The following is a 10,975-nucleotide window of genomic DNA, read 5'->3' as shown; positions in this document are numbered from 1 at the left end:
CGTACAGGTTCGTCACGAACAGGAACGCAAGCGCAAATTCAGGTCGCAAAAAAGCGAGAGGGAGTTGAACTCCGTCCCGCTTTTTCTGTTGAGCGTTGTCAAAGCTACGCTTGGTGCAGTTAAACCGCCTTATTGTACGAAATATGGCAGTTTGTGTCCACGCGAAATCTTGCTCGTCGCTACTTCAGCCCCAACACATCCTGCATGTCGTACAACCCGGCCGGCTTACCTTCCAACCACAATGCCGCACGCATCGCACCTTTGGCAAACGTCATCCGGCTGCTGGCTTTGTGGGTAATTTCAATGCGTTCGCCCTCAGTGGCGAACAGAACGGTATGATCACCAACCACATCGCCGGCCCGAATGGTTTCGAAGCCGATCTCCTTGCGGGTACGCTCCCCGGTAAAGCCTTCACGGCCGTAGACAGCACATTCCTTTAGGTCTCGACCGAGGGCATCGGCGACAACTTCACCCATTCGCAAGGCCGTGCCCGACGGCGCGTCTTTCTTGTGGCGGTGGTGGGCTTCGATGATTTCCACATCGTAGTCGTCGCCCAGGGCTGCAGCGGCGGTGCGCAGCAGGTTGAGGGTGACGTTGACACCCACACTCATGTTGGGGGCAAACACCACCGGGGCCTTTTCGGCGGCAACGACGAGCTGTTCTTTCTCGGCGTCGGTCAGGCCGGTGGTACCGATCACAATCATTTTGCCGTTGGTTTTACAGAATTCCGCATTTTCCAGGGTCAGATCCGGGAAGGTGAAGTCGATGAGTACGTCGAAATCCTCCTTCACTTCGGCGAGGCTGCCAGCCATCTTGACGCCAGTCTTACCAATGCTGGTCATTTCACCGGCGTCGGCGCCGATAAGACTGCTGCCAGGCTCGACGACTGCCGCGCCAAGTTCCAGGCCTTCAGTTCCGTCAACGGCTTCGATCAACACTTTGCCCATGCGCCCTGCGGCGCCGATGATTGCTACCCTCATCACGTCTGCCCTCAGAATTTCATTTCGTCGAAGAAGCTTTTCACACCTTCAAACCAGGAGGTTTTTCGCGGACCGTGCTGGTTGCCATCGCCACCGTCCAGGGTCTTCTGGAATTCTTCCAGCAACTCTTTCTGACGCTTGGTGAGGTTAACCGGAGTTTCCACAACCACGCGACACAGCAAATCACCGGACGGACCACCACGAACCGGGCTAACGCCCTTGTTCCGCAAACGGAACAGCTTGCCGGTCTGAGTCTCCGGTGGAATCTTCAGCTTAACGCGACCATCGAGCGTCGGCACTTCAAGTTCGCCACCGAGACTGGCATCCACGATGCTGATAGGCACTTCGCAATAGAGGTTGCGACCATCACGGGTAAAGATGGAATGCTCTCGAACCGCGACCTGCACATAGAGGTCACCGGAAGGCCCACCTTCAACACCCATCTCGCCTTCACCGGAGAGACGAATACGATCACCGGTATCCACGCCCGGCGGCACCTTGACGGACAGCGTTTTCTCTTCCTGGATGCGACCGGCACCGTGACACTTCTTACACGGGTTCTTGATAATCTTGCCGGAACCACGACAAGTAGGACACGCCTGCTGCACAGTGAAGAAGCCCTGCTGCATCCGCACTTGGCCCATGCCATTACAGGTACCACAAGCCTCCGGCCGTGAGCCCTTCTCGGCCCCGGAACCGTCACAGGTGTTGCACTCGGTGTGGCCAGGAATCCGGATCTGGACGGTTTTGCCTTTTACCGCCTCTTCCAGGTCCAACTCCAGGGTGTAACGCAGGTCAGCCCCGCGCGTATTGCGGCCACCGCGACCGCCACCAAAGATATCACCAAACACATCGCCAAAGATGTCGGAGAAGCTGGCACCACCGCCGCCTCCTCCGAATCCGCCGCCGGCAGAGCCATCAACACCGGCGTGGCCAAACTGGTCGTAGGCTGCGCGCTTGGAGGAATCGGAGAGTATTTCATAAGCTTCACTGGCTTCCTTGAACTTATGATCGGCGTCCTCATCATCCGGATTCCGGTCAGGATGATACTTCATCGCAAGCTTGCGGTAGGCTCGCTTGATCTCTTTTTCATCCGCTTCCCGGGACACCCCGAGAATCTCGTAATAGTCGCGCTTGGCCATGCTCTAAAACCCTGTTGGTAAAACGAGGAAAACGCGGAAGAGCTCCCGCGTTTTCCAACTGCCTGATGATCTTAAGTTTTATCGCTTGTCGTCGTCTTTGACTTCTTCAAACTCGGCATCAACGGCGTCGTCGCTGGAACCGGACTGGGCAGACTCTTCGCCCCCGGCCTGCTGCGCCTGCTCTGCCTGATCCGCGTACATCTTTTGGGCCATTTCAGAAGACGCTTCCGTCAGCTTCTGAGTCTTGGCCTCGATGTCGTCCTTGTCAGAACCAGCCAGAGCTTCTTCCAGCTCCTTGATCGCAGCTTCGATAGACTCTTTCTCGCTGTCAGACACTTTGTCACCAGCATCGGCCAGGGTCTTGCGCACGGTATGGACCATCGCGTCACCCTGGTTGCGGGCCTGGACCAGCTCTTCGAACTTGCGATCCTCGTCGGCGTTGGCTTCCGCGTCCTGAACCATCTTCTCGATTTCGTCGTCGTTCAGACCTGAAGACGCCTTGATGACGATGGACTGCTCTTTACCGGTCGCCTTGTCTTTGGCCGATACGTTCAGGATACCGTTGGCATCGATATCGAAGGTGACTTCGATCTGCGGCGTACCACGGGGCGCCGGCGGAATGTCCGCCAGGTCGAAGCGACCCAGTGACTTGTTCTGTGTCGCCTGCTTCCGCTCACCCTGGACCACGTGAATGGTCACTGCAGTCTGGTTGTCATCCGCAGTGGAGAAAGTCTGCGACTTCTTGGTCGGGATCGTGGTGTTCTTGTCGATCAGCGGTGTCGCCACGCCACCCATGGTTTCGATACCCAGGGTCAGCGGGGTAACGTCCAGCAGCAGAACGTCTTTCACATCACCGGAGAGCACGGCCGCCTGGATGGCAGCACCCATGGCTACAGCTTCATCCGGGTTCACGTCCTTACGCGCTTCCTTACCGAAGAAGTTCTTCACTTTTTCCTGAACCATCGGCATGCGGGTCTGACCGCCGACCAGGATGACTTCGTCGATTTCACCGATCTTGGCACCGGAATCTTCCAGCGCGGTGCGGCACGGCGCGAGACTGCGCTCGACCAGCTCTTCAACCAGTGACTCCAGCTTGGCACGAGTCACTTTCACGTTCATGTGCTTGGGACCACTGGCGTCTGCCGTCACGTAAGGCAGGTTCACATCGGTCTGCTGGCTGCTGGAAAGCTCAATCTTCGCCTTCTCAGCCGCTTCCTTCAGTCGCTGCATCGCCAACGAGTCGCCACGCAGGTCAATGCCACTGTCTTTCTTGAACTGATCGGCAAGATACTCGATCAGCTTCATGTCAAAGTCTTCACCACCCAGGAAGGTGTCGCCGTTGGTGGCCAACACTTCAAACTGGTGCTCACCGTCCACATCGGCGATCTCGATGATGGAGATGTCGAAGGTGCCACCACCCAGGTCATAAACAGCAACAGTACGGTCACCGCTCTTCTTGTCGAGACCATAGGCCAACGCAGCAGCAGTTGGCTCGTTGATAATCCGCTTCACGTCCAGACCAGCGATCTTGCCGGCGTCTTTGGTGGCCTGACGCTGGCTGTCGTTGAAGTAGGCCGGCACGGTGATAACCGCTTCGGTCACTTTCTCGCCCAGATAGTCTTCTGCGGTTTTCTTCATCTTCTTGATGATTTCCGCAGACACCTGCGGCGGCGCCATCTTCTCGCCTTTCACTTCGACCCAGGCATCACCGTTGTCTGCCTTGGCGATCTTGTACGGCACCATCTTGATGTCTTTCTGGACCACGTCGTCTTCAAAGCGACGACCGATCAGACGCTTGATGGCGTAGAGGGTGTTGTTCGGGTTGGTGACCGCCTGGCGCTTGGCAGATTGACCTACCAGCGTTTCACCGTCTTCGGTATACGCCACGATGGACGGGGTAGTGCGATCACCCTCGGCGTTTTCGATAACCTTGACCTTGTCGCCATCCATAATGGCTACACAGGAGTTTGTGGTTCCCAGGTCGATACCAATGATCTTACTCATGCAATTACTCCAATTCGGTTGTTCAATTCAGTTCCGGCTGCCTTGAAAGTTGCCCCGGAGTCCCGGTGCGCCGCCTGTTTACTGGCTATATTGGCGCTTTAATCTGCTTTTCAAGCCTGCTCGTCGATTTTTGGCGCGTCTTCAGCCTTGGCGACCACCACCATCGCGGGACGAACAAGGCGATCGTTCAGGGTGTAGCCCTTCTGGACCACAGCCACCACACTGTTGGGCTCGGCATCAGGTGCCGGCACCATGGACATGGCCTCGTGCTGCTGGGGATCAAACGGCTCACCCACGGGGTTAAGCTGAACCACATTGAACTTGCCTAGACTCCCCATGAACAGATTAAGAGTCATCTCGACCCCTTCACGAATAGAGGCCACCAGTTCGCCGGCACTTTCATGCCCCTCTGTGCTTTCAACCGCCTTTTCCAGACTGTCAGCGACCGGCAGAAGCTCCTTCACAAACTTCTCCAGCGCGAATTTGTGGGCTTTCTCCACATCGATCTCAGCGCGACGGCGAACATTCTGCATCTCCGCCTGGGAACGCAACATCTGCTCCTGAAACTCCTGCGCCTGGGCCTTCAGGGCCTCAACTTCGCTTTCCGGAGCGGCTTCGGCACTGTCTTCCGTCGCCGTTTCTTCCTCGGGAGCGGCTTCCGCAGTGTCTTTCAACTCTTCTTCCACCTGTTCGTTACGATTCTCGTCAGCGCTCATGACTACTCCTGCTTGATCGTCGGCGGCCAGACGACCGGCCGGTTAACGTTTGGTTTCCGACCGCCATGGGCCGAAAAAAACATGTTTGCGAACGGATATGGGGCCCGTATCGGATGTTTCAACCGTTGCGCACCTCATTCATTCACAAATTCGCCAGCCGATGTTTGCAAACAGCAAAAACCCTGTATATATTCACAGTCACTGTATGTAATCACAGTATTCAGGAATTGAGCGGAGGACCTCTGCATGCTCACACAGCTCACTGTTTCCAATTACGCCATTGCCGAGCGGGTCGAACTTCAGTTTGGAAAGGGTATGACGGCGCTGACCGGAGAGACCGGTGCCGGCAAATCCATTGTCCTGGACGCCCTCGGCCTTGCCATGGGCGGGCGCGCCGACGCTGGCGCCGTACGCCATGGCGCCAAACGCGCCGATATTACCGCTACTTTCGACGTGTCCCGCATTGCCGAGGCCCGGCAATGGCTGGAAAACCATGAGCTCGACGATGACAACGAATGCATCCTGCGCCGAGTGATCAGCAAGGATGGCCGCTCTCGCGCCTACATCAACGGCCAGCCCTGCCCCCTTGCCCACCTGAAAGATCTGGGCAGCGCCTTGATGGACATCCACAGCCAGCACCAGCACCAGTCCCTGCTGCGCAAGGAGACCCACCGCAAACTGCTGGACGAGTTCGCTGGCGCAGAAGCGTTGGGAGAGCAAACCAGAGATGCATGGAAAGCCTGGCACAAAACCCGCCAGCGGCTGACCGAACGCCAGCAGAATGCCGATGAGACAGAAGCCCGCCTGCAGCTACTGCGCTACCAGGTAGAAGAACTGGATCGCCTGGCGCTGGAAGACGGAGAGCAGGCAGAGCTGGAGAAAGAACAGGAACGGCTCAGCCATGCCGACACGGTGCTACACAACAGCCATCAGGCTACCCTGCTATGCACGGAAGATGAGAATAGCGCAGCGGATCTGGTGCGCCAGGCTTTACAGCAACTGGAGCAGTTGCCGGTGGAGGTACCGGCACTGACGGAAACCATCCAGATGCTGAATGAAGCCCAGATTCAGATCACCGAGGCTGGCGACAACCTGCGCCACTTTGTGGAAGATTACGACGCCGACCCAGCCCGACTGGCCGAAGTGGAAGAGCGCCTGAGTGCCATTTACCAGATGGCCCGCAAGCACCGCATCACACCGGAGACTCTCCCGGAATTCCACCAGAGCCTGAGTGCCGAACTGGCATCGCTGGACGACGGCGAGGGCAGCGTTGAGAAGCTGGAGGCGGAACTGGAAGAACAGCGAAGCCACTTCAATACCCTGGCCACCGAGTTGTCGAACGCACGCCAACAGGCTGCTGCCAACCTTGATCAGCGCATCGCGGAGGAGCTCGCCCAACTGAGCATGCCAGCGGTCCAGTTCGTAACCCACCTGAGCCGCAACAAAGGCGACGAGCCTGCGCCCCACGGCCTGGAAGACATTGAATTCCTGGTCAGCGCGAACCCGGGCCAACCCGCACGTCCGCTAGCCAAGGTAGCCTCGGGTGGCGAACTCTCACGCATCAGCCTGGCCATTCAGGTGGTGGTTGCGCAAACTTCCACCACACCAACACTGGTCTTTGACGAGGTGGATGTAGGCATTGGTGGCGGCACCGCCGAAGTGGTTGGTCGCTTGCTTCGCAGCCTGGGCAGTAATGGACAGGTGTTGTGCGTCACCCATCTTGCCCAGGTAGCGGCCCAGTGCCATCAGCACCTGTTCGTCAGCAAGTTTACGGAATCAGACGCCACTTACTCGAAGATCGAGTCATTGGACGACAATGGCAGGGTCAGCGAAGTGGCAAGAATGCTCGGTGGTGTGGATATGACCGAACACACCATTGCCCATGCCCACGAAATGTTCACGAAAGGCCAGGCTACGCATCACTGAACAGTTTGAAAGGTAAGCGTATTCCCCTCTCGATCCTGAGAGTTGTTGGGGCGGGCTAAAACCCCGCCCCCTTTTTTTCTTTTTTCCGGAACAAATCCTGAGTTATCAGGATTTGAGGGGTTTGACGTAAAGAATCAGGCTGTGATCGACAATCTCATAGCCTCGTTCTTTGGCAATTTTTTGCTGCCGCTCTTCGATTACCTCATCGACGAACTCAATGACCTCACCGGTCTGAGTGCAGACCATGTGATCATGATGATCGTCGCCGGCCATCTCAAAAACGGCGTGCCCACCTTCAAAGTTGTGGCGCAGAACCAGGCCAGCTGCCTCAAACTGAGTCAGCACCCGGTAGACGGTTGCCAGGCCCACGTCATCACCCTGTTCGAGGAGCTTTTTGTACACATCCTCGGCGCTGAGGTGATGCTCCTCGGAGTTCTCCAGAATATTGAAGATCTTCACTCTTGGCAGAGTGACTTTAAGACCGACTTTTCGTAATTCGGTGTTTTCGGATGACATGTTACGATTCACTCTTTGGTGTGCCTCGCGGCTTCCGGTATGATGAAGCCGCATGTTAACGGTCAGACCGTGTCACACCTGCCCCTGGCAGGCGATTTCAAGATAGAGGATTTCCCCCGGCGATGCAAAAGCTCACAGCTCTCATTCTAACTCTCATCATGGCTGGCTGTGTTTTCCCAGGCGTATACAAGATCAATGTACAACAGGGGAACATACTGACCGACGAAGAGCTGACATCACTGGCCGAGGGCATGTCCCGCAGCCAGGTCCACTCCTTGCTGGGCACCCCGCTGATGACCAACCCCGCCGATCCGTCCCGGGAGTACTATGTGTATACCTTCCAGCGCAGTGGTGGCGATATCAAGGAACAACGGGTCATCGTCTACTACGATAACGACCAGTATTCCCATTACGAAGCCCAGCTGCTGGAAGAAACGCCCGCCTACTGAGCCAGCCTCAAGCCTTAACCCTTCTTCTTTGCCCGGTTAAGCCGGGCCTGCTTGGGGTCGATCTGCAGCGGCCGGTAAACTTCAACCCGGTCGCCGTCCCGCAACTCGTGGGCGGACGGATTCTTGATCACCTTACCGAAGATTCCCATATCGCCATTTTCCGGATCGACCTCAGGAAATATGGCAACAATGCCGGAACGCTTCACAGCCTCCACAGCCGTGGTGCCCTCTTCGACACTCAAGCTGATGATTTCCTGCCTGTCTGGCCTGGCAAAGGCCACCTCAACTCGAATCATTGTTATCCCCCGAGATACACCTGGTCTGCGCGACGGCAGAACGCGTCCACCATGGTATTCGCAGCCTGATTGAAGACCGGCCCGAACGTCATCCTCGACAAGGATCCGGAAAACTCAAATTCCAGCGTGAGAATCACCTTGCAGGCGTTATTCTGCAGGGGCTTGAACTGCCAACGACCGCTAAGGTTACGGAAAGGACCATCCACCAGGCTCATTTCAATGGTATGCGGCAGGTACAGCTGGTTGCGCGTGGTCAGCCGGTGACGGATACCACCTTTGGCGATATCCATAGATGCCATGATTTCGTGGTCTGTCTGCTCGTGCACCTGGCTGGCTGAACACCAGGGAAGAAAGTCGGGGTAGCTGGCAACATCGTTGACCAGGTGGAACATGCGTTCCGCCGAGTGCATAACCAGCGCGGTCTTGTCGATCTGATGGGGCATTGGAACCGGACGTCCTGCTTGCGAATACTCTTGAGTTGAAGACCCTGCAAAGGGGGAGCCCCTTTAATCGGGACGCCAATATCAGACGCTATGATAAAGGATATCACCGTTGTTGGGGTCACTTTCCTGCCCAGCCGGGCCGTTCTTACCGCTCTTCTCGCCTGGCTCGCCCGGATTGGTCTCTGGCTCGCCACCCCCACCGGCATCACCCGCTTCATTGTTGGGATCATTCGCATCGGGGGCAGTTGGCGTCATTGAGCTTGGCGCCAACTCTACGGTAGGTTCGCACCACAATCCGTTGCTACCGCTGTCGCACAACGCCACCAGCGACGTGGCGGTGTACTGCAGGCCGATATACGCCACCACCAGCGGCAAGATCAAGCGCATCACCCAGAACCATATACGGCCAATCAGGCGTGGTGCCTTTCCCAGTATGGTGAAGGTCAGATTTCGGGTCAGGTACCAGCCCGCGAAGACAGATATCAGGATACTCACCAGCGGAATCAGCAGGCCACCCGTGATCAGCTCAAGCCAGCGGAACAAGGTGCCCCCGGCGAAACGCTCGTCGGACCATAGATTGAAGGACAGCAACGACCCAAGCCCCGCCAGCCAGACTGAGCTGCCCATCAGAAAGGCGGACAAGCCCCTTGGTGCGCCTGTCCACTCCTGAAACCAACCGACCACCGGCTCAAGCAATGAAAGAGACGTCGTCCACACAATCATCACGATGACCAGGAACACGGCCGCCACCAGAAACTGACTGCCCGGCAGATCCGCCAGGGCCACCGGCAGCGACAGGAAAAGCAGCCCGAACCCGCGCTCACCTTCCATGGAATGGCCATCGGGCGCCAACGAATAAATCGCCAACCCGGCCCCGATGGCGATCAGGGTGTCCATCAACACCACAGCCAGCACGGAACGCTTAAGGCGAGTGTCCGCGGGTGTATAGGCACCGAACAGGGTCCACACGCCCATTCCGAGCCCAAGAGTGAAAAACGCGTGAAACAACGCCGCCCGCAAACTGTCCAGGGTCACGTCGGCGGGGCGGAAATCCAGCATGAAGTCCGACGCACTGCGGAAATCCCCACTCCAGGCGGCCAGACCGCAGAGCGCCAGCAGAATCAGCATCATCGCCGGTGCCACCACCCGTACTGCACGCTCGACACCGTCCACCACGCCCTGCATCGACACCCACACCACCAGCAACAGGAAGAATCCGTGCCAGCCCATGAACACGCGATAGTCCCGCGAGTCCGACACCAACGCGGAGAGGATACCTGCGGCTTCAGCCTCGCCGGCGCCAATAAACCGGCCCATGGCTCCGTAGAATACGTAGGCCAGAGCGATGGCACCGAAAACAGCCGTAAAGGAAAGCACCAGAAAAGCCGCCAACACCCCCAGACGACCAGCCCACATCCACGCCCGGGACCGTCGCGCGCTGCGAACGAAACCATCCATCGCCAGCACCAATCCATGGCGGGCGTATCTTCCCATCGCGGATTCGGTGACCATCAACGGCAGCGTGACCAGCAACAGGCACGCCAGGTACAGCAATATGAACAACCCGCCGCCATGCTGGCCGGCCAGGTAGGGAAACTGCCACACGTTCGCGAGGCCAAAGGTTGCCCCGGTCGCGGCCCAGAAAAAAGTGGTTGGCCGGGTCCACGACCCGATTGGTGTTTCGTATGGAGTAGGCATTCCATTCCCTGACGACATCTCAGCGCACATTGTAGCGGAGGAATCACAACCCATACGACCATCGACTCAGTCAATCGCGCCGATTTCGTGACCAGTCTGGTACTACTGGGCTACAATGCGCGCTTTTCCGGCACGATTACGCACGGTAAATTTTCTGTCCGACTCCGGATCAACGATTCATGAGCAAGAAGAAACCCGGCGCACCGAGCGCCACCATTGCCTTGAACAAAAAGGCAAAACATGAGTACCACATCGAGGAACGCTTTGAGGCGGGCCTGGCCCTGCTCGGATGGGAAGTAAAATCCATCCGTGCCGGCAAGGCGCAGCTCACCGATGCCTACGTGCTGCTTAAGGACGGAGAGGCCTGGCTGCTGGGATCCCACATCATCCCGCTCACCGCCGCCTCAACCCACGTTATCGCGGACCCGACCCGGACCCGCAAACTGCTGCTGCACGCCAAGGAAATTGCCAAGATCGTCGGCAAGGTTAACCAGGCAGGCCATACCTGCATTCCGCTGGCCATGTACTGGAAGAAGAACAAGGTGAAATGCGAAATTGCCCTGGTGAAAGGCAAGAAGCTCTTCGACAAGCGTGCCACCGAGAAAGAACGGGACTGGAACCGCCAGAAACAACGCATCCTCCGCGAAACCAACGTCTGATCCGCTGGCCGGGCCCCAGGCCCGGCGTCTTCTCCCCGCATTTTATGTCGCATCTGCATCCTCTTTTAGCCCCTCTCTGATCAGCCTATACTCGATCCCTTACCCCAATCCGCATACGGACAGCGGCCACCCAGGGACAGACGGGA

At 57.4% G+C, this 10,975-nt stretch carries 11 protein-coding genes; 3 read left to right on the top strand and 8 right to left on the bottom strand.

From position 1 onward, the window contains the following. Positions 1–179 precede the first annotated feature (179 nt). The 4 genes from dapB to grpE form a co-directional block, all read right to left on the bottom strand. Positions 180–980 carry a 4-hydroxy-tetrahydrodipicolinate reductase gene (dapB, locus tag ACTRWH_RS07760; protein ID WP_462826248.1) on the bottom strand — a complete coding sequence of 267 codons (801 nt, stop codon included), beginning with the start codon at positions 978–980 and terminating at the stop codon, positions 180–182. 11 nt (positions 981–991) lie between these two features. Next, positions 992–2,122, bottom strand: coding sequence for a molecular chaperone DnaJ (gene dnaJ, locus ACTRWH_RS07755; RefSeq protein ID WP_041333797.1), 1,131 nt, complete (start codon positions 2,120–2,122; stop codon positions 992–994). A 78-nt stretch (positions 2,123–2,200) separates the two neighbouring features. Continuing rightward, entirely contained in the window at positions 2,201–4,126 is a 1,926-nt protein-coding gene (gene dnaK, locus ACTRWH_RS07750) for a molecular chaperone DnaK (RefSeq protein ID WP_036212180.1), read from the bottom strand. A gap of 110 nt (positions 4,127–4,236) precedes the next feature. Further along, positions 4,237–4,842 (bottom strand): nucleotide exchange factor GrpE, encoded by a 606-nt coding sequence (grpE, locus tag ACTRWH_RS07745; RefSeq protein WP_036212177.1) that lies wholly within the window; start codon positions 4,840–4,842, stop codon positions 4,237–4,239. 246 nt (positions 4,843–5,088) lie between these two features. Here grpE and recN point away from each other — a divergent pair, with 246 nt between their 5' ends. Beyond that, positions 5,089–6,768 carry a DNA repair protein RecN gene (gene recN / locus ACTRWH_RS07740; RefSeq protein ID WP_041333796.1) on the top strand — a complete coding sequence of 560 codons (1,680 nt, stop codon included), beginning with the start codon at positions 5,089–5,091 and terminating at the stop codon, positions 6,766–6,768. Positions 6,769–6,873: 105 nt separating this feature from the next. Here the strand turns inward: recN and fur are convergent, their stop codons facing one another. Beyond that, the gene (gene fur, locus ACTRWH_RS07735; protein WP_007153120.1) at positions 6,874–7,284 is read right to left on the bottom strand and encodes a ferric iron uptake transcriptional regulator; all 411 of its coding nucleotides are present in this window, start codon (positions 7,282–7,284) and stop codon (positions 6,874–6,876) included. 122 nt (positions 7,285–7,406) lie between these two features. Here fur and ACTRWH_RS07730 point away from each other — a divergent pair, with 122 nt between their 5' ends. Then, the gene (locus ACTRWH_RS07730; protein ID WP_007153121.1) at positions 7,407–7,733 is read left to right on the top strand and encodes an outer membrane protein assembly factor BamE; all 327 of its coding nucleotides are present in this window, start codon (positions 7,407–7,409) and stop codon (positions 7,731–7,733) included. Positions 7,734–7,747: 14 nt separating this feature from the next. On the opposite strand, the gene ACTRWH_RS07725 is transcribed toward ACTRWH_RS07730, so the two are convergent. From ACTRWH_RS07725 to ACTRWH_RS07715, 3 genes are all read right to left on the bottom strand, one after another. Next, entirely contained in the window at positions 7,748–8,029 is a 282-nt protein-coding gene (locus tag ACTRWH_RS07725) for an RnfH family protein (RefSeq protein ID WP_036212170.1), read from the bottom strand. A gap of 2 nt (positions 8,030–8,031) precedes the next feature. Further along, positions 8,032–8,472: a type II toxin-antitoxin system RatA family toxin gene (locus ACTRWH_RS07720; RefSeq protein ID WP_036212167.1), complete on the bottom strand. Its 441-nt coding sequence runs from the start codon at positions 8,470–8,472 to the stop codon at positions 8,032–8,034. 81 nt (positions 8,473–8,553) lie between these two features. Beyond that, positions 8,554–10,170 (bottom strand): sodium-dependent transporter, encoded by a 1,617-nt coding sequence (locus ACTRWH_RS07715; protein WP_075194310.1) that lies wholly within the window; start codon positions 10,168–10,170, stop codon positions 8,554–8,556. Between the two features lie 179 nt (positions 10,171–10,349). Here ACTRWH_RS07715 and smpB point away from each other — a divergent pair, with 179 nt between their 5' ends. Then, positions 10,350–10,829, top strand: a complete 480-nt coding sequence (gene smpB / locus ACTRWH_RS07710; protein WP_007153125.1) for an SsrA-binding protein SmpB — start codon at positions 10,350–10,352, stop codon at positions 10,827–10,829. Positions 10,830–10,975: the final 146 nt, after the last annotated feature.

Source organism: Marinobacter sp. G5_S1_61_S3, from assembly GCF_054968585.1.
Note: the sequence above shows the minus strand (reverse complement) of the source record. Positions and strands in the feature narration are given on the sequence as shown.

What these genes read in the sequence shown, in the direction of transcription:
- dapB (WP_462826248.1), bottom strand. Translation starts at nt 980, where the DNA reads ATGAGGGTAGCAATCATCGGCGCCGCAGGGCGCATGGGCAAAGTGTTG.
- dnaJ (WP_041333797.1), bottom strand. Translation starts at nt 2,122, where the DNA reads ATGGCCAAGCGCGACTATTACGAGATTCTCGGGGTGTCCCGGGAAGCG.
- dnaK (WP_036212180.1), bottom strand. Translation starts at nt 4,126, where the DNA reads ATGAGTAAGATCATTGGTATCGACCTGGGAACCACAAACTCCTGTGTA.
- grpE (WP_036212177.1), bottom strand. Translation starts at nt 4,842, where the DNA reads ATGAGCGCTGACGAGAATCGTAACGAACAGGTGGAAGAAGAGTTGAAA.
- recN (WP_041333796.1), top strand. Translation starts at nt 5,089, where the DNA reads ATGCTCACACAGCTCACTGTTTCCAATTACGCCATTGCCGAGCGGGTC.
- fur (WP_007153120.1), bottom strand. Translation starts at nt 7,284, where the DNA reads ATGTCATCCGAAAACACCGAATTACGAAAAGTCGGTCTTAAAGTCACT.
- ACTRWH_RS07730 (WP_007153121.1), top strand. Translation starts at nt 7,407, where the DNA reads ATGCAAAAGCTCACAGCTCTCATTCTAACTCTCATCATGGCTGGCTGT.
- ACTRWH_RS07725 (WP_036212170.1), bottom strand. Translation starts at nt 8,029, where the DNA reads ATGATTCGAGTTGAGGTGGCCTTTGCCAGGCCAGACAGGCAGGAAATC.
- ACTRWH_RS07720 (WP_036212167.1), bottom strand. Translation starts at nt 8,472, where the DNA reads ATGCCCCATCAGATCGACAAGACCGCGCTGGTTATGCACTCGGCGGAA.
- ACTRWH_RS07715 (WP_075194310.1), bottom strand. Translation starts at nt 10,170, where the DNA reads ATGCCTACTCCATACGAAACACCAATCGGGTCGTGGACCCGGCCAACC.
- smpB (WP_007153125.1), top strand. Translation starts at nt 10,350, where the DNA reads ATGAGCAAGAAGAAACCCGGCGCACCGAGCGCCACCATTGCCTTGAAC.